Genomic DNA, 21,442 nt, shown 5'->3' on the forward strand with positions numbered 1-21,442 from the left:
CACGGTGAACGAGGTCCTCGGTGAAGTGAGGATGCTCCTTCACCGTGGCCTGCCGACCGAAACGCTTCGTTCTTCACGCTTCCTCTGGACTCGCCTGGCCGTCGTACTGACGTTGATGCTGGGCAGCGCCATGGTCCTCGGCACCCTCGCGGAAAGACTGGGCCTCGCACGCGAGATGATCTTCCTTGGCGCGGGCTCAGATCCGCTCACGTGGCGCGTATGGCTGCTCGGCGTCGTGCTGGCACCGGTGACCGAAGAACTCGTCTTCAGAAGCGGATTGAGAAGCGCGACCATGGCCGTCCTGCTGCTGTGGTCATTGCTGCTGCTCATCGCGCTCGTCAGTCCCCAGCGCCCTGCGATGCTCGGTCTGCTCGCGTTGTTCACCGTGGGCGCGCTTCTGTCGCTTCTGAACGCACAAAGACGCAGGGCCTTGCTGCCCTGGGTCCACCGTGTACTGCTTCGCCATCGTGCCCTGTGGGTGCACCTGTCCACGGTCTCGTTCGCATTGGTCCATCTCAGCAATTGGCAAGTGATCTCCGGCGCGCCCATTCGTGCCGTGGTGCTGGTGCTGCCTCAACTGGTGACCGGGTACGGACTCGCCTACATCTGCATTCGCATGGGCTTGCGCTGGTCCATCCTTGCGCATGCCTTGTTCAATGCTTGCGTTTTCGTGATGGAAACCGTGGCTTCGCCCTGATTCACTCGCCCGCCAGCAGCGCCGCGTAGCGCCCCAGGTCCACGTTGCCCCCGCTCACGATCACGCCGACCCGTGCGCCCGGCAGCGTGGCCGCGTCCTGGCAGGCGCCGGCGAAGGCCAGGCCGCCCGTGGGTTCGACCACCATCTTCATGCGCTCGGCGAAGAAGCGCATCGCGTCGACCAGTTGCGCGTCGCTCACGGTGCGGATGTCGTCCACGTCGCGCCGGATGATGGCGAAGGTGTGCTGGCCCAGGTGCTGGGTCTGCGCGCCGTCGGCGATGGTGCGCGGCGTCTCGATGTGCACGATGCGGCCGGCGCGCAGCGACTGCTGGCCGTCGTTGCCGGCCTCGGGCTCGATGCCGTAGACCTTGCAGCCGGGCGACAGCGCACGCGCCGACAGGGCCGAGCCGCTGAGCAGCCCGCCCCCGCCCAGGCACACGTAGAGCGCATCGAGCGGGCCGGTTTCCTCGATCAGTTCCTTCACCGCCGTGCCCTGGCCGGTGAGCACGTCGGGATGGTCGTAGGGCGGGATCAGCGTCATGCCGCGCTCGGTCGCCAACTGCTGCGTGAGCGCCTCGCGGTCCTGCGTGAAGCGGTCGTAGAGCACCACCTCGGCGCCGTAGCCGCGGGTGGCGGCCAGCTTGGCGGCCGGCGCGTCCTGCGGCATCAGGATCAGCGCGGGCATGCCCAGCAGCCGGGCCGACAGCGCCACGGCCTGCGCGTGGTTGCCCGAGGAGAAGGCGATGGCGCCGGCCTGGCGCTGCGCCGCGTCGAAGCGCGACAGCGCATTGAAGGCGCCGCGGAACTTGAACGCGCCCATGCGCTGGAAGTTCTCGCATTTGAAGAAGAACTGCGCGCCCCAGCGCGCATCGGCGGTGGCGGAGCGCAGCACGGGGGTGCGGTGGGCATGGCCTTCGAGCCGCGCGGCGGCGGCGACCACGTCGTCGTAGGTGGGCAGTGCAGTCATGCCGCACAGCTTACCAAGCTCAGGTGTAGAGCGAAGGCACGGGGGCCTCGTCCTTGAGCGCCCAGCGCCCCAGCATGTTGAGCTTGTAATCCAGCGGATCGTGCAGCGTGTGGGTGCGCGCGTTGCGCCAGAAGCGGTCGAAGCCCAGCGAAGCGTGCGTGCCGCGCGCACCCACCACCTCGAACAGCTCCTGGCTCGCGTACAGGCCCGCGCGATGCGCCACCACCTTGGCCTCGGCCACCGCGATCGCGACCGCGGCGCGCTCGTCCGCGGTGAGGGCCTCGCCCTTCACGTAGGCCGCATCGAGCGCCTGCGCGGCGCGGTCGGCCAGCGCCTCGCCCGCGGCGACCTGCACCTGCAGTTCGCCGAAGCGGTTGAGCGTGTAGGGGTCGTCGGTGGCATGGGCGACGCCCGAGCTGACCCAGGGTCGCGCGTTCGTGTGCGCCCATTGGCGCGCTTCCTGTCGTGCACCGATGGCGATGCCCAGGTAGAGGTTGACCAGCACCAGCTGGCCGATGGTGGTGCGCAGCGTGTGGAAGGCCGTGGGCACGGCGTCGCTCGCGCGGATCACGTCGCGCGCGGGCAGCGCCACCTGCGTGAAGACCACCGCGTTGCTGTCGGTCTGGCGCTGGCCGATCGGGTCCCAGTCGTCGAGCACCGCGATGCCCGGCTGCTGCGTCGGCACGATGCCCAGCAGCATGGGGCCGCCCGCGGCCGGCACGGCCGAGAGCGTCATGTAGCTGGAACCCGTGGTGCCCGAGCAAAAGCTCTTGGTGCCCTCGAGCACCAGGTCGCCACCGGGGCCCTCGTGCGCCTCGAGCCGGCGATCGATGGGGTTCATCGCATTGCCCCACCAGCCCTGCTCGCGCACCGTGGCCGAGAGCCAGCGCTGCTGCTGGTCCGGCGTGCCGTAGATGGCCACGGTCGCGACCTGCAGGTGGTGGAAGGCCAGCACATGGGCCAGGGCGCTGTCGACCGCCGCGATGCGCCGCACGGTCGTGAAGACGCTGCGCCAGTCGAGGCCGCGGCCGCCGAAGGCCTGCGGCACGGCGTCGTTCAGCAGGCCGTGCGCGCGGATCAGGGCCTTCTCGGCGGCGGCATGGCCGCCCTCGCGGTCGCGGGCCACGGCGGTGGCGCGCAGGGCATCGAGCAGCGGCTGCAGGTCGTCGACGGGCGGATGGGGCAGGCGGGCGTTCATGAATGAGAGGCTAGAACCAGAGATGGTGCGGCGGCAGCTTGCCGTTGAGGAAGTGGTCGCCCAGCGCGTGGTATTTCCAGCGCACCGGGTCGTGCAGCGTGTGGGTGCGCGCGTTGCGCCAGTGGCGGTCGAGGCCGTGCTCGGCCACCGTGCTCTGCGCGCCGGCCAGTTCGAACAGCTTGCTCGCGGCCTGCAGTGCGACTTCGGTGGTCAGGATCTTGGCCTCGGCCACGGCCAGCGAGGCTTCGCCGGCCTGCTCCGGCGTCGAGACCGCGGGCGTGTCGTCGAGCGCGCGCGCGGCGCGTTCGAGCAGCGCATCGGCGGCGCGCAGCTGCACGCGCAGGCGCCCCACCTCGCTCAAGGTGAGCGGGTCGGCGCTGGCGAGGTCCACACCGCTGTCGATCCAAGGCCGCGCACGCGTGGTCACGAAATGGCGCATGTCCTCCAGCGCCGCATGGGCGATGCCACCGTCGATGGCGGCCTGCAGGATCTGCGAGAAGGGGCCGGCCAGCGTGGGCCGCGCGAAGCGCGTCGAGGGCACGAGCTGCCAGGCCTGCACCGCCACCTGGGCCAGCGTCACGCTGCCGCTTGCCGTGGTGCGCTGGCCGAAGCCCGACCAGTCGTCGATCACCGCCAGGCCCGGCGCGCCGCGCTCGACCATCGCCAGCCAGGGCTTGTCCTGCGCATCGCGCGCCGACACCGGAATCCAGTCGGCGAACAGCGCGCCGGTCGAGAAGGCCTTGCGGCCATCGAGGCGGAACGCGCCCTCGCCCGCCGCGGCGTCGGCCACCAGGCGGGTGCGGGTCTCGCGCACGTGGCGGGTGCCGACCTCCGACACCGCATTGCCCAGCCGCGCGCCGCGCAGCAACTCGGCGAAGAAGAAATCCTGCTGCGCGGGGCTGCCGTCGAGCCGCAGCGCGCACACCACGCTGTAGTGGTTCTGCGGAATCTGGGCGATCGAGGGGTCGGCCTGCGCGATGCGCCGGAACACCTCGACCAGCGTGACATGGCTGACGTCCGCGCCGCCATGGCTGCGCGGCACGGTCAGTGCCCAGAGGCCGCTCTGCGAGAAGGCGTCGACCTCGGCATGGGGCAGCAGACGGTCGCGATCCCGCGCGGCGGCGCCGGGCGCGATCGCGGCGGCGAAGGCGGCCGCGGCCTCGAGCGCCTCGGCGTCGTTGCGGATGACGTGGGCATCGGGCCGCGTGAAGGCGCGCGCACGGCGCGGCCGGTGCTGGTTGTCGTGGCTGCCGTGGCTCATGCCCTCTCCCTTCGATTGACCCGGCGCGCCAGCGCGTCGCCGCTCCATTGCACCGCGCCGACCAGCACGATCAGCAGCGCGATCACTTCCAGCATCACCACGGTGTCGAAGCGCTGGTAGCCGTAGCGGATCGCCAGGTCGCCCAGCCCGCCGCCGCCCACCGCCCCGGCCATGGCCGAGGAACCGATCATCGTGACCACCGTCAGCGTGAAGCCCGCGATGATCCCCGGCAGCGCCTCGGGCAGCAGCACGTGGCGCACGATGTGCCAGCGCTTGCAGCCCATGGCCTGCGCCGCTTCCACCAGGCCGCGATCGACCTCGCGCAGGCTCACCTCGACCATGCGCGCGAAGAAAGGCGTCGAGGCGATCGACAGCGGCACCACCGCGGCCCACAGGCCGATCGAGGTGCCGACGACCCAGCGCGTGAACGGGATCAGCGCCACCAGCAGGATGATGAAGGGGGCCGAGCGCAGCACGTTGACCACGCTGCCCAGCACCCGGTTGACGCCGGGCCGCGCATAGATGCCGCCCGGTGCGGTGGTGGTCAGCACCACCGCGATCGGCACGCCGGCCACGAAGGCGAAGGCGGCCGAGACGCCCACCATCAGCAGGGTCTGCAAGGTCGCGTTGATGAACATGTCAAGCAGCATGCGCGGCTCCTTCTTTTTCCTCTTCTTCGCGCACACCCAGCACCGTGACCTGGTCGACCAGGCCGGCCAGCGCATGGCGCAGCGCATCGGCCGTGCGCAGCGAGCTGCGCGCCGACAACACCACGCGGCCCAGCGGCCGGCCTGCGATGCGGTCGATGCCGCCGTGCAGCAGCTGCAGCGGGCCGCCGAGGGCCAGCGCCAGCGCGCCGAGTTCGAACTCGCGCCCGTGCTGGCCGTTGAGCCGCAGGTCCAGCAGCACGGTCGCACCGGGCGCCAGCGCCTCGCCGGCCTGCACCGGCCGCAGCCCCTGGCGCAGTTCGGGCGGCAGCTCGTGCAGCAAGGGCTGCAGCAGCGCGCGCGTGGCATCGCCCTGCGGATCGCCGAACACGCGCCAGACCTCGCCCAGCTCGACCAGCCGGCCCTTCTCTAGCACCGCGACGCGGTCGCAGATCTCGCGGATCACCGCCATCTCGTGGGTGATCAACACCACGGTCAGGCCAAGCCGGCGGTTGATGTCGCGCAGCAGCGCCAGGATCGATTGCGTGGTCTCGGGATCGAGCGCCGAGGTGGCCTCGTCGCACAGCAGCACTTCCGGGTCATGCACCAGCGCACGCGCGATGCCCACGCGCTGCTTCTGGCCGCCCGAGAGCTGTGCCGGGTAGGCGTCCTTCTTGGCCGCCAGGCCCACCAGCTCGAGCAGCGCGCCGACCTTGCGCGCGATCGCCTCGCGCGGCACGCCGGCCACGCGCAGCGGCAGCGCGACGTTCTCCCACACCGTCTTGGCCGACAGCAGGTTGAAGTGCTGGAAGATCATGCCGGTGCGGCGGCGCAGCTTGACCAGCGCGTCCTCGTCGAGCGTGCCGACGTCGGTGCCGTGCACCACCACGCGGCCCTCGGTCGGCGACTCGAGCCGGTTGACGGTGCGCAGCAGCGTCGACTTGCCCGCGCCGCTGCGGCCGATGATGCCGAAGACCTCACCGGTCTCGATGCGGAAGTCGATCCCGGCCAGCGCCTGCGTGCGCCCCGCCGTGCCTTCGTAGTGCTTGCCCACGCGCTCGAACACGATGCTGGCGCTGCGCGCCGCGCCGGTGTCATGCGCTGCCACGTGGCGGATCTCGGACAGGTCGGTCATGCGGAAGCAGGAGAAAAACGGAAGGACGCGGCCGCGTGCCGATCGGGCAGGCGATCGGTGCCGAAGAGCTTGTGGCGCAAAGTGCCGGGCGTGTAGGCCGTCTTGTAGACGCCACGCGCGCGCAGCTCCGGCACCAGCAGGTCGACGATGTCGGTGAAGCACTCGGGCACCACGGTGCGGATCAGGTTGAAGCCGTCGACGTCGGCTTCGCGCACCCACGACTCCAGTTCGTCGGCCACCTGCTCGGCCGAGCCGACGATAGGCGTGTGGCGGCTGCCCAGCACCATCTGGTCGAGCAGCCGGCGCGGGGTCCAGACCTGGCCGCCGCTGCGGGTGGTGACCGATTCGAGAAAGGACTTGAGCGCCTGCGTGTCGGGGTTGACGATGGGCGCATCGAGGTCGAAGCGCGAGAAGTCGATGCCGGTCTGGGCCGAGAAATGCGCCAGGCCGGCCTCGGGGCTCGCGTGGTGCCGGTACTCGGCAAAACGCTCTCGCGCCTCGGCCTCGGTCGCGCCCACCACCACGATGGTGCCGACGAAGAAGCGCAGGTCCGCGCGGCGCCGGCCCAGCGCCACCGCGCGCGCCGTGATGTCGGCGATGGTCTCGCGCGCCTGGGCCTTGGTGCCCGAGACGAAGATGCATTCGGCATGGCGCGCCGCGAAGTCCATGCCACGCTTGGAGGCGCCGGCCTGGAACAGCACCGGCGTGCGCTGCGGCGAAGGCTCGCTCAGGAAGATGGTGTCGGCCTGGTAGTAAGGGCCTTCGTGGCGGATGCGGTGCACCTTGTCGGGCCGGGTGTGGATGCGCGCGGCGCGGTCGTGCACCACGGCGTCGTCCTCCCAGCTGCCTTCCCAGAGCTTGTAGGCCAGTTCCATGAAGTCGTCGGCACGGTCGTAGCGCGCGTCGTGGCCCAGCTGCTGCGTCTGGCCGGCGGCGCGGGCCGCGCTGTCGAGGAAGCCGGTCACGATGTTCCAGGCGACGCGCCCCTCGCTCAGGTGGTCGAGCGTGCTCATGCGGCGCGCGAACAGGTGCGGCACCTCGTAGGACTGGTTCACGGTCACGCCGAAGCCCAGGTGCTCGGTCACGTGCGCCATCAGCGGCACCAGCAGCAGCGGGTCGTTGATCGGGTGCTGCACGCCTTCGCGCAGCGCCGCGTCGGGGCGGCCTTCCCAGACGTCGTTGGCGCCGATGATGTCGGCCAGGAACAGCGTGTCGAAGCCGCCGCGCTCCAGCGTGCGGGCCAGCTCGGCCCAGTAGCGCGAAGTGCGGTAGGCCCGCGAGTCGTCGCGCGGATGGGTCCACAGGCCGTGGGCGATGTCGCCGATGCAGTTCATGTGCACGGCGTTCAACAGAATGGGCCGCGCCGCGGCGCCGCGCGCCCCTGCCACTCCGCTCACTTGGCGGGGGTCGCGTTCAGCGCGGTCTTCTGTGCGTTGGCCTGCGCCGTCTCCCACGGGAACTCGACCAGGCCGTCGAAGGCCGTGCGCACCGCGGCCTTCACTTCGGCGCTGTTCTGGTAGATGGCGATGAACCTGCGGATGCGCGGGTCGTTGGCGCGCTCGGGCTTGGCGGCCCAGACGAAGCTGTACTTGCTGTTGTCCTTCTCGCGGTAGATCGGCTTGTGCACGTCGAGCCCGGCGATCTTGACGAAGGTCGCGTAGGTCACGGCGGCATCGAGGTCGTCGAAGGCGCGCGCGATGGCCGGGCCGTCGATCTGCAGGATCTGCAGCTTGCGCGGGTTCTCGCTCACGTCTTCCAAGGTCGAGGTGGTGCTGCCGCCGTTCTTGAGCTTGATCAGGCCGGCCTCCTGCAGCACCAGCAGCGAGCGCGCGGTGTTGATCGGGTCCTGCGCGATCGCGATCTTGGCGCCGGTCTTGATCTGGTCCAGCGAGGTGAGCTTCTTCGAGTAGAGGCCGACCGTGGTGGTGTAGCCGCCCGCGATGGGCACCAGGTTGTAGCCGCCGGCCTTGTTCGACTGCTCGAGGAAGGGCTTGTGCTGGAAGTGGTTCACGTCGACCTCGCCACTGGCCACGGCCGAGTTGGGCGTGCGCCAGTCGCTGAACTCGATGATCTCGACGTTCAGGCCCTGGGCCTTGGCCTGCTGCGCCGCGATCTCCAGGCCGCGCGTGGCCGGGCTGGTGGCGGTCGCGACCTTGAGCGGCTTGTCCTGCGCGAAGACGGGCGCGCCCAGCGAGGACAGCGCCGCGGCGGCGAGGAAGGCGCCGCCGAAGCGGCGGGTGAAGGCGAAGACGGACGAGGGCATGGGTTTCTTCATGGACGACTTTTCTGGCAGGCGGCCGCGGGCGGGCCGCGAAATGGACCCGCGAACTTAAGGCCTCGTCGCCATGCGGACAACGAAGCTTTCAGCCCTTGCTTATGCGGATTCCTTCTTTGTCACGCGCGCGCGATGCCCCTGCAATCGCCGCATGAGCCGAGACAACGAAGAACGCATCGACTGGACCCGGAGCGCGCGCATGCAGGCGCTGAAAGAGCTCGCGCCCGAACCCTTCGCGGCCTTCGCCGCCTTCGACAAGGCGGTGTTCGCGCCCGGCCACCTCGAACCCAAGATCAAGGAGCTGATCGCGGTCGCGGTCACGCACGTGACGCAGTGCGAGTCCTGCCTCACGCTGCATGTGAAGAACGCACGCAGGCTCGGCGCCACCGAGGGCGAGGTCGCCGAGGCGCTGTGGGTCGCGGCGCAACTGCGCGCGGGCGGTGCGATCGGCCAGTTCGGGGCCACGCTCGCGGCCCTGAAGCAGGGCGACTGAGGCCACGACAGGCGGCGGGCTGGCGCGACAATGGCGCCATGCGCGCGCTGCTTCTCACTTTTTCCTGGCAGGAGCTGCGCCACCACCCGTGGCGCAACGCGGCCGCCGTCGTCGCGGTGATGCTCGGGGTGGCGCTGGCCTTCTCGGTGCACCTGATCAACGCCTCGGCGCTCGACGAGTTCTCCAGCGCGGTGCGCTCGGTCAACGGCCAGCCCGACCTCGAACTGCGCGCCGCGCAGGGCAGCTTCGACGAAGCGCTGTTCGCGCAGGTCGCGCGCCATCCGCAGGTGGCGCTGGCCAGCCCGGTGGTCGAGATCCCCGCGAGCACGCTGGCCGCCGACGGCGCCCGGCTGCCGCTGCGCATCGTGGGCGTCGATGCGCTCGCGCTGCCCACGCTCGCGCCCGCGCTGATGCCCGTGCCGGCCCAAGGCGCGGTGCGCTTCGCGCTCTTCGCACCCGACCAGGTCTTCCTCAACGCCGCGGCGCGCAACGCGCTGGGCCCGGCCGCGACACAACTCGAGGCGCAGGTCGGCACCCAGCGCCACCCCCTGCAGATCGCGGGCACCGTGGCCGCGGGCGGCAGTGCGCTCGCGGTGATGGACATCGCGGCCGCGCAGGAACGCTTCGGCCGGCTCGGCCAGCTCACGCGCATCGACCTGCGGCTGCAGGGCGGCATCGACCGCGCGGCCTTCATCCGCTCGCTGGAGGGCGCGCCCGGCTGGCCCTCGAACGTGCGCATCGCCGAACCGGGCGATGCGGCCGAGCGCGTGAGCAACCTCTCGCGCGCCTACCGCGTGAACCTCACGGTGCTGGCGCTGGTCGCGCTGTTCACCGGCGCCTTCCTGGTGTTCTCGGTGCTGGCGCTCAGCGTGGCCAAGCGCGCGCAGCAGTTCGCGCTGCTGGGCGTGCTGGGCCTGACGCCGCGCGGCCGGCTGGCGCTGGTGCTGGCCGAGTCGCTGATCCTCGGCGTGGTCGGCAGCCTGGCGGGCATCGCGCTGGGCGCGGGCCTGGCGGTGTTCGCGCTGCGCGTGCTGGGCGGCGACCTGGGCGGCGGCTACTTCGCGGGCGTGGCGCCCACGCTGCACTGGCGCTCGGGCGCCGCGCTGCTCTACGGCGGGCTGGGCGTGGCCGCGGCGCTGGTCGGCGGCTGGTGGCCCGCGCGCGCGGCGCAAGCGCTGCCCGAGGCGCAAACGCTCAAGGGCCTGGGCGCGGCGCCCGCGCGGCAAGGCGCGCGCGTGCTGCCCTTCGTGCTGCTGCTGGCCGGTGTGGCGCTGGCGCAGATGCCACCGCTGTTCGACATCCCGGTGGCCGCGTACTTCTCGGTCGGCCTGCTGCTGGTGGGCGGCATCACCGCCCTGCCCTGGCTGATCGCGCTGCTCTACGACCGCATCGCGCCGCTGTTCGCGCAGCGCGTGCTGCCGATGCTGGCCATCGAGCGCGCACGCCGCATGCGCGGTACCGCCGCGGTGGCGGTCAGCGGCGTGGTCGCGAGCCTGAGCCTGGCGGTAGCGCTGACCGTGATGGTCGCGAGCTTCCGCGATTCGGTCACCCGCTGGCTCGACGTGGTGCTGCCGGCCGACCTCTACCTGCGCGTGGCCGGCGCCAGCGCGGCCGACGACGCGGCCTTCACGCCGGTCTTCGTGCAGAAGCTGGCGCGCTTGCCCGGCGTGGCGCGCACCGGCACGCAGCGGCTGCGCCCGCTGCTGCTCGACCCCGCGCGGCCGGCCGTGACCCTGATCGCGCGCAGCCTCGACGACGGCGCCGCGCGCACGCTGCCGCTGGTGGGCGAGGTGCTGCCCGTGCCCGCGGGGCAGATCGGCATCTATGTGAGCGAGGCCATGGTCGACCTCTACGGCGCAAAACCGGGCACGGTGTTCGCGCCGCTGGCGCAGGCGCTCGGCACGCCCGCGGCCGGCCAGCGCTTCTTCGTGGCCGGCGTGTGGCGCGACTATGTGCGCCAGTTCGGCGCGATCACGATGGACGCGCGCGACTTCGAACGCCTGACCGGCGACGCCGGTGCCAGCGACGTCGCGCTGTGGCTGGCGCCCGATGCGGTCGACACCGAGGTGCAGTCCGCGGTTCGCGCGCTGGCGTCGGCCGAGCCCGGGCTGTCGGATGCGCTGGAGCTGGCCTCGGTCGGCCAGATCCGCGCCACCTCGCTGCGCATCTTCGACCGCAGCTTCGCCGTCACCTACTGGCTGCAGGCCGTGGCCATCGCCATCGGCCTGTTCGGCATCGCCGCCAGCTTCAGCGCGCAGGTGCTGGCGCGCCGCAAGGAGTTCGGCCTGATGGCGCACCTGGGCTTCACCCGGCGCCAGGTGCTGGCGGTGGTGGCGGGCGAAGGCGCGGCCTGGACCGCGATCGGCGCGGTCGCCGGCCTGGGCCTGGGGCTCGCGGTGTCGGTGGTGCTGGTGAAGGTGGTCAACCCGCAGAGCTTCCACTGGAGCATGGACCTGCTCGTGCCCTGGCTGCGCCTGCTGGCGCTGTGTGCCGCGGTGGTGGCGGCCGGCACGCTGACGGCGTGGCTGGCGGGGCGGGCTGCGGCGGGCAAGGACGCGGTGTTGGCCGTGAAGGAAGACTGGTAGCGCAGTCTTCCCCTCGCGGCAGGCACCGGCCCTCGACCCGTCAACGCCCCGGCGTCAACTGGATCCGCTCGACCGTCTCCCGCTCCACCGCGGAACGCGAATAGACCAGCGGCACGTACTTGCCTTCGAGCCACAGCGGCGCCAGGTCCCGGTAGTTCGGACTGTCCGGATTCCCCGACTGCCCCGGCGCGTTGATCACGCGCGAAGCGTCCCAATTCCCCACGTCGAGCACCATGCGGAAGGACGCGCCCGCGGTCAGCTTGTAGTCGCTGGCGCGGTAGGTGGCGGCCATCGGGGTGAAGGCCGAGCCGGACATCGGCCAGTCGCCCACATCCAGCTTCTTGCGCGCGGCCGCGTCGACCACGCCGCCGAGCGGATGGCGGAACTCGGCGCGGTGCAGGGCGCCCCACTTCCAGGCCGCCGTGTCGGGGCCCAGCTTGGCCGTGAGTTCCTGCATCGCGAGCGGCAAGGTCGTCAGCAGCAGGGCATCGCGCTGCGCGTTCGTGACCCAGCCGGCGGGGTTCTCGAGCAGCATCACCATGCGCGTGTTGTCGCCGGGCGTGGCCAGCGCGGCGGCGGCATCGCCCGCGCCGGCCTTGAGCACGGCCGCGCGCAGGGGCTTGCTGCTCCAGACCTCGTACAGCGCGGCGGCGGCGCTGTCGCGGTCCATCGCGCCGTTCCAGCCCTGCAGCAGGCGCAAGGCCGACGCGGTCTGCGGATCGTCGCTGCGCAGGCCGGCCAGCAGCTTGAGCAGCCGCTGCGCGGGCGTGGCGACGATGTCGTTCTGCATGCGCTCCGAATCCTCGAGGGTGAAGCGCGTGCCTGCCGCCGCCTTGGCCGCGAACAGTTCCTTCAGGCGGCGCGCGCGGGCCGCATCGCTCCATTCGTAGCCCACGCCCTTCTTCGCGGCCGGGTGGTCGGGCGGGATGTTGTTCTCGTTGGCGGTCACCACGTAGCCGCGCGCGGGGTTGAACTCCGACGGCAGTTCGTCGCCGTTGCGAAAGCCCGACCACTCGTAGCGCCCGTCGCCCGGCACCGGCATCAGCCCGTCCCAGTTGGGGCGGATCGGCGTCAACCCGCCGGGAATCCAGCCGACGTTGCCGCTGGTGTCGGCATAGACCTGGTTCTCGCCCGGTGCGCCCCAGCGGTTCATGGCGGCACGGAACTGGTCCCAGTTGCGCGCGCGCATGTAATCCATCGATCCGAAGTACGGCGCCATGCCGGGCTCCAGCCAGGCGGCGCGCAACGCGAATGCGCGCTGCTTGCCGGGCTCGGCCAGCAGCACCGGGCCATGGCGCGTGAAGCTGTTGACCACCTCGCGCGGCGTGCGCTCGCCCTTGACCGCGATGCGTTCGGTCACGCGCGTCATCGGCTCCCAGCGGTCCTGGTAGCGGTATTCGTTGGGATTGGCCGGGTTGAGCTGGTACACGTACAGGTCTTCCTGGTCCATGTAGAAGCGCGTGAGGCCGAAGGCGATGGTGCCGTTGTGGCCGATCGACAGGCCCGGCAGGAAGGGCTCGCCCGCGCCGATGGCGTCCATGCCGGGTGCGCTCAGGTGCGTCATGTAGCGCAGGCTGGGCGCGCCATGGGCGCGGTGCGGGTCGTTGGCCAGGATGGGCCGGCCGGTGGCCGTGAGCTGGGGCGCGATCACCCAGTTGTTGCTGCCGTAGGCGCCGGTCGGGTCGCCCTGCGAGGCCTGCTGCGCGTCCTCGCGCTGCCTTTCGGCTTCGGCGCTGCCCGGCAGCAGCGCCACCGGCACGACCGCCGCGCCCGCGTTCATGCCCAGCCGCGTGTTGGCCTTGGTGAAGACCGGCCCTTCGGTGGCGCGCAGGTAGGCCGCGCGCAATTCGGTGGCCGGGATGTCGCAGGGATCGAGCCCCGGCGGCACCTGCGGCGTGACGGGCGGGTCGAGCTCGCGGCGCAGCCAGTCGGCCTTGGCACCGGCCGGGCCGGCGCAGAACGCACGCGCGCGTTCGATCTCGGAGGTGAAGTTGAGCGTGAGCCCGTGGTGGCGGATGCGCACCACGTCTTCGGCCGACCAGGTGGCCGGCTGGTAGCCGAGCAGTGCGAACTCGGCCGGCAGCAGCGCGGGCTGCGCCTGTACCTGCGCCACGTAGGCGTTGACGCCCGCGGTGAAGGCCTCGGCCACGCGCTTGGCGTCGGAGCCGTAGGCGAGCCACTCGCGGTACATGTCGCCGCGGTAGAGCACGGCGCGCGCGGCGCGGTCGCTCTCGACCCAGTCGGGCCCGAAGTCCTTGGCCATCTCGCCCAGGCCGCGCTTGCGCCACAGGTCCATCTGCCAGAGCCGGTCGCGCGCGGCGATGAAACCCTGCGCCACGAAGGCGTCGTAGAGCGTGCCCGCATAGAGATGCGGCACGCCCCAGCGGTCGACCAGCACCTCGGCGGGCTTTTCCAGACCGGGAATGGCGAAGGACGAGGAAGGCCGGTTCGGTGTGTTGACACCGGAAGGGCTGCTGGCGCAGCCGACCAAGGCCAGGGCCGCGAGCGCCACGGCGCTCAGCTCGATTTTTTTCATGTTTGACTTTGTCTCCTGCCGCGTAGGCGGCAGGGCACAGTATCCCGATTCGGCGGCCTGGCGCGTTCCGCACAAACCATGACTTGTAGACTGGCGCCGATATGCAGTCCCCCTCTTCCTCCTCCCCTCGCCGCCGCTGGCCCGGCGGCGCGTCAACACGCTGATGGCCGCCTGATGTTTTCGCCACCCTTGCTGTCGCGGCGAAGCCTGTTGTTCGCGGCGCTCGCGGCCGGCCCGCTGGCGGCCTGGGCCTTGCCCGAGCGCACGCTGCAATTCCCACGCGACTTCGGCAGCCATCCCGAGCTGCACACCGAGTGGTGGTACGTCACCGGCCATGCGAAGAACGCCGCGGGCCGTGAATTCGGCTTCCAGGTCACCTTCTTCCGCTCGCGCATCGATGCCACGCAGGCCATGCGCTCGGCCTTCGCGGCCAAGCAGCTGGTGTTCGCACATGCGGCCGTGACCGACCTCGAGGGCCGCGTGCTGCTGCACGACCAGCGCATCGCCCGCGCGGGCTTCGGCGTGGCGCAGGCCAGCGAGGCCGACACCGACGTGCGCATCCGCGACTGGTCGCTGGTGCGCGAGAACGGCGTCTATGCCGCGCGCATCCCGGCCGGCGAGTTCGCGCTCGACCTGCGCTTCACGCCCACCCAGCCGGTGCTGCTGCAAGGCCGGGCCGGCCTTTCGCGCAAGGGGCCCGAAGAGGCGCAGGCCAGCTATTACTACAGCGAGCCACAGCTCGCGGCGCAGGGCAAGCTGACGCTCAAGGGCCAGCCGTTCGAGATCGCGGGCAAGGCCTGGCTGGACCACGAATGGAGCGAGGCGCTGATGCACCCCGAGGCCGTGGGCTGGGACTGGATCGGCATGAACCTCGACGACGGCAGCGCGCTCACGGCCTTCCACCTGCGGCGCGCCGATGGCAGCGCGCTGTGGGGCGGCGGCTCGTTCCGACCGCGCGACGGCACGGCGCGCATCTTCGGCGACGGCGAAGTGCACTTCGACATCGTCAAGACCTGGACCAGCCCGCGCACGCAGGCGAAGTACCCGACCCAGTGGCGGGTGCAGACGCCGTCCGGCAATTTCGAGGTGCGCGCGCTGCTCGACGACCAGGAGCTGGACAGCCGCGGCTCGACCGGCGGCGTGTACTGGGAGGGCCTGAGCGACCTGCTCGATGCGCAGGGGCGGCGGGTCGGGCGCGGGTACCTGGAGATGACAGGGTATGCGGCGCCGCTTCGTCTCTAAACCAGACGCCCCGCCGCCAGCACCGTCGCCGTCTTGCGCACCGGGCTCGAGAGCACCAGCGAGGTCGTGACGCCGCCGTGCCGCGCGAGCGCGTCCACCACGCGCTCGAGGTCCTGTGGTTCGGCGATCGCACAGCGCACGATGAAGCAGTCCTCGCCGGTCACGCGGTCGGCCTCGAGGACCTCCGGCATCTGTTCGAACAGGGCGATGTACTTCCGGATGCCCTCGTGCGTGGTCTGGATCCGGATGATCGCCTGCAGGCCGATGCCGATCGCGCGCAGGTTGACGCGCGCGCCGTAGCCTTCGATCACGCCCGCGTCCTCGAGCTTGCGCACGCGCTCGCTCATCGCGGGCTGCGAGAGGCCGATGCGCTTGCCGATCGCGGCCAGGCTCTGGCGCGCGTCGCGTTGCAGGGCCTCGAGGATCAGGCGGTCCTTCTTGTCGAGCTTCATGGGAATGAGGTGATGGGATGCCGATGATCCATCGGTTCTACAGGTCGATTTCCGATGGCTTGCGCTGGGAAGCGCGCCCCCCATTCTCTATCGTCGGGCCAAGCTCGCCATGTGGCGCGAGGACCCTTGCGAAAGAAGGACCATGGAACTCATCGGCATGCTCGACTCGCCCTACGTGCGGCGCGTGGCCGTCACGCTGCATCTGCTGAAGCAGCCCTTCGTGCACCGGCCGATCTCGGTCTTCAGCAACTTCGATTCGTTTCGCGCGATCAATCCGGTGGTGAAGGCGCCCACGCTGGTCTGCGCCAACGGCCAGGTCCTGATGGACTCGACGCTGATCATCGACCACGTCGAAACCGTCGCCGGACGCAGCCTGATGCCGGCCGACCCCAGGGCACGCCAGCGCGCACTGCGCATCGTCGGACTGGGGCTGGCGGTGTGCGAGAAGGCGGTGCAGATCGTCTACGAGCGCCAGCTCCGTCCGCCGGAGAAGCTGCATGCGCCCTGGATGGAACGCGTGAAGCAGCAGCTGGACGCCGCCTGCGCGCAACTGGAGGCCGAGCTGGCGGCCCGAGCGCCGGCGCTGGAAGCCACGACGATCGACCAGGCCGGCGTGACCAGCGCCGTCGCCTGGCGCTTCACGCAGGAGATGGTGCCCGGCGACGTCGACGCGCGGTCGCATCCGGCGACGGCCCGCCATGCGCGGGCGGCGGAAGGCCTCGAGGCCTTCCGGGCCGCGCCCTTCGCCTGAGGCGCGGCGCGGCTCAGGGCTGCGCCGGCCTGGCCGCCGCGGCGCCCACACAAGGTTGAACGACCTTCTTCAGGCCGTCGTTGTCGCGCGGCAAGGAGAAGGTGGCGGTCAACGGCTTGTCACCCGCCTTGGCGGGAGCCAGCGACAGCTTGAGCGGCTGGCCGCGTGCGGCGTCGCTGGCCCAGTAGGCCAGTTCGTCGCGCGGTGGACAGCGCAGCGCACCCGACCCGCAGGAAGGCCCGGGGCCGCGGGAGGATGCGGAGGAAATCTTTGTTCATGGAAGCAACGGATAAGGTGTTGACGACAAGAGGCTCTGCGCGGACGGCCCCGTGCAGGCATCGAAAGCTGTGGGGAGCGGTATCGCGACGGCGGCGCATCGATGGTGGCCGCAGGCGCTAAGGCAGGAACTTCGGATTGCGCCGCGCCCGCGTGGCCTGCTCGAATGCATAGGCCACGCCGAGCAGTGCAGGCTCGCTCCACTGCGTGCCCAGGAATTGCACCGCCAGCGGCATGCCGTCACTGTCGACGCCGCTCGGCACCACGATAGCGGGATAGCCCGCCATGGCGCCGCCATGGCCGCCGTACTGGTCGCTGGCCAGCATATCGAGCGCATGGCGCTGCAGCACGCCATCGATGGCGGCGCGTGCATCGCCTTTCTGCTGCGGGCCCAGCGTCGACAGTTCGGCATCGCTGTCCGGGTCGGCCAGCAGGTCGGCCGCGAGCTGGATCAGGCCCTGCGGGTAGGGCTGGCCGCTGCCATCCAGCGGCGCCGTGCGGTTGAAGGCGATCAGGTCCTGGAGGCTCCGGATCGGGAGCCCTGGCCGCGTCGCCAGATAGGTGCTGAGGCCGCGGCCGAAGTTGGCCGCCAGCAGGGGCACCTCGTACTCGGCCGGGGGATTCGGCATCTGCACCGGCACCAGCACCGCGCCGGCGGCCCGCATGGCGGCCAACGCCTGGCCGAAGTTCGATGCTTCGCCAGGTGTCCTGTCTTGCGGATAACCGATGCGCCGTCCAGCCAGGCCATCGGTTTTCAGGAAGCGCGTGAAGTCGCCGCTGTGCAGGCCCGCGTCACGCGTGGCGCCGTCCGCGGCATCGCGGCCAGCCATCACCGACAGCAGCAGGGCCGCATCGCGCACCGAGCGCGCCATGGGCCCTGGCGTGTCCTGCGCCTCGGAGATGGGAACGATGCCCGTGCGGCTCGCGAGGCCCAGGGTGGGCCGGATGCCGACGACGCCGTTGGCGGCGGCCGGACACAGGATCGAGCCCTCCGTCTCGGTGCCCAGCGCGATCGGCGCGAACCCGGCCGCGATGCCGACGCCGGAGCCGCTGCTCGATCCGCAGGGGTCCCGGTCCAGCACATAGGGGTTGCGGGTCTGGCCGCCCCTTCCGCTCCATCCGCTGGGCAGACTGGCGTCGCGGAAGTAGGCCCATTCGCTGAGGTTGGTCTTGCCCAGGATGACCGCCCCCGCATCGCGCAGCTTCCTGGCGACGAAAGCGTCGCGTGTTGCCGGCGCGCCCACCATCGCGAGCGAGCCGGCGCTGGTCTGCATGCGGTCACCGGTGTCGATGTTGTCCTTCAGCAGCACCGGGATGCCGTGCAGCGGGCCGCGCAGCCTGCCACTCGCACGCTCGGCGTCCATCTGGTCCGCCAGGCGAAGGGCGTCGGGGTTGAGTTCGATGACCGCCTTGAGCGTGGGGCCTTGCCGGTCGAGCCGGGCGATGCGGTCGAGCAGGTACGACGTGATCGCATGCGAGCTCGTGCCCTGGGACATGCGCTGCGAGAGCTCGGTGATGTCCATGTACTCGAGGCCATCGAGCGAGGCCCCTGTGGTGCCGGGACCGCCGCCCCCACCACTGCTACCGCCGCCGCATGCGGCCAGGGCCAGGCTCGCGCACAGGAGCCAGGCATACCGGGTTCTTTTGGACAAAGCGCTGCCGCGCGGAATTGAATCGCTGTTCATGGTTGCTCCCTGATTTTGAGGCCGGGAGCATACCGAATCCGGCGGGGGACGCCGCGAGGGCGTCGCTGACTCAGTGCGGCGTCTGGCGGTGGGCCCGCCGCCGCTCGATGAACGCGATGATCTCGCCCATGATCCCCTTGCGGAAGGCCAGCACGCAGATCACGAAGATCAGGCCCGTGACCATGGTCACCGACTCGCCCAGCGTGTTGAACCAGTCGACCGTGGTCAGGCGCGCCAGGAAGTTGCCCAGCTCGCCGATCTTGTTCTCCAGCAGCACCACCACCGCCGAGCCCACCAGCGGACCCGACAGCGTGCCCAGCCCGCCCACCAGCGTCATCAGGATCACCTGGCCCGAGGCGGTCCAGTGCACGTCCGACAAGGTGGCGAAACCCAGCACCAGGGTCTTGAGCGAGCCCGCCAGGCCCGAGAGCGCGGCCGAGATCACGAAGGCCAGCAGCTTGAAGCGGCTCACGTCGTAGCCCAGCGAGAGCGCGCGCGGCTCGTTCTCCTTGATGCCCTTCAACACCTGGCCGAAGGGCGAGTGGATGGTGCGCACGATCAGCAGGAAGGCCGCCACCACGATCACCAGCGCCACGTAGTACATGGTCAGGTCGTTCGACAGGTCGATCAGGCCGAAGAGCTTGCCGCGCGGCACGCCCTGCAGGCCGTCCTCGCCGCCGGTGAACTTGGCCTGCAGCGCGACGAAGAACATCATCTGCGCGAGCGCCAGCGTGATCATCGCGAAGTAGATGCCCTGGCGCCGGATGGCCAGGATGCCGAAGACCCAGCCCAGGAAGGCGCCGGTGAGCGTGCCTGCGACCAGGCCCAGCTCGGGCGTCAGGCCCCAGACCTTGATCGCATGGCCGGCCACATAGGCCGAGCCGCCCAGGAAGGCCGCATGGCCGAAGGACAGCAGGCCGGTGTAGCCCAGCAGCAGGTTGAAGGCCGCGGCGAACAGTGCGAAGCACATGAGCTTCATCACGAACACCGGGTAGGCACCGAAGAACGGCGCCGCGACCAGCGCGACGAGCAGCAGCAGGTAGATGGCAAGAGAGAGCTTCTTCATGGCCGCTTCTTATTTTTCTTTGCCGAACAGGCCGGCGGGGCGGATGAGCAGCACGATGACCATGATCACGAACACGACGGTGGACGAAGCCTCGGGGTAGAAGACCTTGGTGAAGCCCTCGATCACCCCCAGGCCCAGGCCGGTGAGGATGGCGCCCATGATCGAGCCCATGCCGCCGATCACGACCACCGCGAACACCACGATGATCAGGTTCTGGCCCATCAGGGGCGAGACCTGGATCACGGGCGCGGCCAGCACGCCGGCGAAGGCCGCCAGGCCGGCGCCGAAGGCGTAGGTCAGCGTGATCATCAGCGGCACGTTGACGCCGAAGGCCTCCACCAGGCGCGGGTTTTCGGTGCCGGCGCGCAGGTAGGCGCCCAGGCGGGTCTTCTCGATCACGTACCAGGTGGCGAAGCACACGACCAGCGAGGCCACGACCACCCAGGCGCGGTAGTTGGGCAGCACCATGAAGCCCAGGTCGGTGGCGCTGGACAGGGCCTCGGGCGCGTCGTATTGCAGGCCCGAGACGCCGTAGACCGAGCGGAACACGCCCTCGATCAGCAAGGTGAGGCCCAGCGTGAGCAAGAGGCCGTAGAGGTGGTCGAGCTTGTAGATCCAGCGCAGCAGCAGGCGCTCGATCAGCACGCCGAAGGCGCCGACGACGATGGGTGCGGCGATCAGCATCACCCAATAGTTGACGCCCAGGTACTCCATCGCCATCCATGTCAGGACGGCGCCGAGCATGAACAGCGCGCCGTGCGCGAAGTTGATGACGTTGAGCAGGCCGAAGATCACCGCCAGCCCGAGGCTCAGGATGGCATAGAAGGAGCCGTTGACCAGCCCCAGGAGGAGCTGGCTCAACAGGCCGGGAAGGGAGATGGTCATAGAGGTCTCAACGAACCCGGGCGCCGGAGCGCCCGCGGAAAATCACTTCCACAGCGCGCACTTGCTCTCGGCCTTGGTCGTGTAGACGTCCTCGCCCTTGAGCTTCTGCACCACCTTGTAGTAGTCCCAGGGCTCCTTCGACTCGGCCGGCGACTTCACCTGCATCAGGTACATGTCGTGCACGAAGCGGCCGTCGGCGCGCACCGTGCCCTTGGCATAGAAGTCGTCGATCGGCGTCTTCTTGATCTGCGCCATGACCGTGTCGGCATCGGTGCTCTTGGCGGCCTGCACGGCCTTCAGGTAGGTCATGGTGGCCGAGTAGTCGGCGGCCTGGATGTCGGTGGGCATGCGCTTGGTCTTCTCGAAGAAGCGCCGGCCGAAGGCACGCGTCTTGTCGTCGAGGTTCCAGTCCCAGCTGGTGGTGAGCAGCAGGCCTTCGGTGTTCTTCAGGCCCAGGCTGTGCACGTCGGTCACGAACACCAGCAGGCCGACCATCTTCATGCTCTTGGTGATGCCGAATTCCTTGGCCGCCTTGATCGCGTTGATGGTGTCGCCGCCGGCATTGGCCAGCGCCAGCACCTGGGCCTTGGAGTTCTGCGCCTGCAGCAGGAACGAAGAGAAGTCGGAGGTGTTGAGCGGGTGCTTGACGCTGCCCACCACCGTGCCGCCCTTCTCCTTCACGACCTTGGTGGCATCGGCTTCCAGTGCCTGGCCGAAGGCGTAGTCGGCGGTCAGGAAGAACCAGCTCTTGTCGCCGCGCGCGATCACCGCGCTGCCCGTGCCCTTGGCCAGCGCCACGGTGTCGTAGGCGTAGTGCACGGTGTAGGGGCTGCACTGCTCGTTGGTGAGCGCCGAGCTGCCCGCGCCGTTCACGATGAACACCCGCTTCTTCTCCTGCGCCACCTTGGCCATGGCCAGGCCGGTGCCCGAGCTGGTGCCGCCGAACAGCATGGTCAGGCCCTGCGTGTCGATCCACTCGCGCGCCTTGGAGGCCGCGATGTCGGCCTTGTTCTGGTGGTCGGCCTGCAGCAGCTCGATGGGCATGCCGTTGACCTTGCCGCCGAAGTCGTCGATGGCCATCTGGATCGCGAGCGCGCCGTTCTTGCCCTCCACGTCGGCGTAGAGACTCGACATGTCGGTGATGAAACCGATCTTGACCTTCTCCTGGGCCTGCGCGGCGCCGGCGGCCGCGAGGCAAGTGGCGACGAAGCAGGCGGAGGCGATGAGCGTGCGTTTCATGGGGTGGTTCTCTCGGGTTGACTGGATGGAGGAGAAAGGTCGGGGGCCGCGT

At 70.3% G+C, this 21,442-nt stretch carries 18 protein-coding genes; 5 read left to right on the top strand and 13 right to left on the bottom strand.

The features are described from left to right. The first annotated feature begins 4 nt into the window (after positions 1-4). A complete protein-coding gene (locus tag A9977_RS19560; RefSeq protein WP_183026549.1) occupies positions 5-697 on the top strand; it encodes a type II CAAX prenyl endopeptidase Rce1 family protein in 693 nt (230 codons plus the stop codon). Position 698: 1 nt separating this feature from the next. On the opposite strand, the gene A9977_RS19565 is transcribed toward A9977_RS19560, so the two are convergent. Genes A9977_RS19565 through A9977_RS19595 form a run of 7 tightly spaced genes read right to left on the bottom strand, consistent with a single transcriptional unit; the run spans position 699 to position 8,180 of the window. After that, a complete protein-coding gene (locus A9977_RS19565; RefSeq protein ID WP_183026550.1) occupies positions 699-1,664 on the bottom strand; it encodes a threo-3-hydroxy-L-aspartate ammonia-lyase in 966 nt (321 codons plus the stop codon). Positions 1,665-1,683: 19 nt separating this feature from the next. Further along, a complete protein-coding gene (locus A9977_RS19570) occupies positions 1,684-2,862 on the bottom strand; it encodes an acyl-CoA dehydrogenase family protein (protein ID WP_183026551.1) in 1,179 nt (392 codons plus the stop codon). Between the two features lie 10 nt (positions 2,863-2,872). After that, on the bottom strand, positions 2,873-4,123 hold the full coding sequence (locus A9977_RS19575; RefSeq protein WP_183026552.1) for an SfnB family sulfur acquisition oxidoreductase: 1,251 nt from the start codon (positions 4,121-4,123) through the stop codon (positions 2,873-2,875). Continuing rightward, a complete protein-coding gene (locus A9977_RS19580; RefSeq protein ID WP_183026553.1) occupies positions 4,120-4,773 on the bottom strand; it encodes a methionine ABC transporter permease in 654 nt (217 codons plus the stop codon). The genes A9977_RS19575 and A9977_RS19580 overlap by 4 nt, the downstream gene beginning before the upstream one ends. Further along, positions 4,763-5,905 (bottom strand): ATP-binding cassette domain-containing protein, encoded by a 1,143-nt coding sequence (locus tag A9977_RS19585; RefSeq protein ID WP_183026554.1) that lies wholly within the window; start codon positions 5,903-5,905, stop codon positions 4,763-4,765. Before A9977_RS19585 ends, A9977_RS19580 begins: the two co-directional genes overlap by 11 nt. Then, positions 5,902-7,302, bottom strand: a complete 1,401-nt coding sequence (locus A9977_RS19590) for an LLM class flavin-dependent oxidoreductase (protein WP_405054693.1) — start codon at positions 7,300-7,302, stop codon at positions 5,902-5,904. Before A9977_RS19590 ends, A9977_RS19585 begins: the two co-directional genes overlap by 4 nt. Continuing rightward, positions 7,299-8,180, bottom strand: coding sequence for a MetQ/NlpA family ABC transporter substrate-binding protein (locus A9977_RS19595; protein WP_259652058.1), 882 nt, complete (start codon positions 8,178-8,180; stop codon positions 7,299-7,301). The genes A9977_RS19590 and A9977_RS19595 overlap by 4 nt, the downstream gene beginning before the upstream one ends. A gap of 151 nt (positions 8,181-8,331) precedes the next feature. Here A9977_RS19595 and A9977_RS19600 point away from each other — a divergent pair, with 151 nt between their 5' ends. Beyond that, positions 8,332-8,673 carry a carboxymuconolactone decarboxylase family protein gene (locus A9977_RS19600; RefSeq protein WP_183026555.1) on the top strand — a complete coding sequence of 114 codons (342 nt, stop codon included), beginning with the start codon at positions 8,332-8,334 and terminating at the stop codon, positions 8,671-8,673. Positions 8,674-8,711: 38 nt separating this feature from the next. After that, positions 8,712-11,258 (top strand): FtsX-like permease family protein, encoded by a 2,547-nt coding sequence (locus A9977_RS19605; RefSeq protein ID WP_183026556.1) that lies wholly within the window; start codon positions 8,712-8,714, stop codon positions 11,256-11,258. 40 nt (positions 11,259-11,298) lie between these two features. Here A9977_RS19605 and A9977_RS19610 read toward each other — a convergent pair whose 3' ends face one another. Further along, the gene (locus A9977_RS19610; RefSeq protein WP_183026557.1) at positions 11,299-13,794 is read right to left on the bottom strand and encodes a penicillin acylase family protein; all 2,496 of its coding nucleotides are present in this window, start codon (positions 13,792-13,794) and stop codon (positions 11,299-11,301) included. A gap of 174 nt (positions 13,795-13,968) precedes the next feature. Here A9977_RS19610 and A9977_RS19615 point away from each other — a divergent pair, with 174 nt between their 5' ends. Further along, a complete protein-coding gene (locus A9977_RS19615; protein WP_183026558.1) occupies positions 13,969-15,036 on the top strand; it encodes a lipocalin-like domain-containing protein in 1,068 nt (355 codons plus the stop codon). Here A9977_RS19615 and A9977_RS19620 read toward each other — a convergent pair. Then, complete coding sequence (locus A9977_RS19620; protein WP_183026559.1) at positions 15,033-15,488, bottom strand: Lrp/AsnC family transcriptional regulator; 456 nt, start codon at positions 15,486-15,488, stop codon at positions 15,033-15,035. The two genes, A9977_RS19615 and A9977_RS19620, sit on opposite strands and share 4 nt — an antisense overlap. A 142-nt stretch (positions 15,489-15,630) precedes the next feature. On the opposite strand from A9977_RS19620, the gene A9977_RS19625 reads away from it, so the two are divergent. Continuing rightward, on the top strand, positions 15,631-16,239 hold the full coding sequence (locus A9977_RS19625) for a glutathione S-transferase (RefSeq protein ID WP_183026560.1): 609 nt from the start codon (positions 15,631-15,633) through the stop codon (positions 16,237-16,239). 395 nt (positions 16,240-16,634) lie between these two features. On the opposite strand, the gene A9977_RS19630 is transcribed toward A9977_RS19625, so the two are convergent. The 4 genes from A9977_RS19630 to A9977_RS19645 form a co-directional block, all read right to left on the bottom strand. Then, positions 16,635-18,200 carry an amidase family protein gene (locus A9977_RS19630; protein WP_220811934.1) on the bottom strand — a complete coding sequence of 522 codons (1,566 nt, stop codon included), beginning with the start codon at positions 18,198-18,200 and terminating at the stop codon, positions 16,635-16,637. Between the two features lie 70 nt (positions 18,201-18,270). Continuing rightward, the gene (locus A9977_RS19635; protein WP_183026561.1) at positions 18,271-19,266 is read right to left on the bottom strand and encodes a branched-chain amino acid ABC transporter permease; all 996 of its coding nucleotides are present in this window, start codon (positions 19,264-19,266) and stop codon (positions 18,271-18,273) included. Between the two features lie 9 nt (positions 19,267-19,275). Beyond that, positions 19,276-20,151 (bottom strand): branched-chain amino acid ABC transporter permease, encoded by an 876-nt coding sequence (locus A9977_RS19640; RefSeq protein WP_183026562.1) that lies wholly within the window; start codon positions 20,149-20,151, stop codon positions 19,276-19,278. A 42-nt stretch (positions 20,152-20,193) separates the two neighbouring features. Then, on the bottom strand, positions 20,194-21,390 hold the full coding sequence (locus A9977_RS19645; RefSeq protein WP_183026563.1) for an ABC transporter substrate-binding protein: 1,197 nt from the start codon (positions 21,388-21,390) through the stop codon (positions 20,194-20,196). Positions 21,391-21,442: the final 52 nt, after the last annotated feature.

It is taken from the genome of Variovorax sp. UMC13 (genome assembly GCF_014170375.1).
Taxonomy (GTDB): Bacteria; Pseudomonadota; Gammaproteobacteria; order Burkholderiales; family Burkholderiaceae_C; genus Variovorax.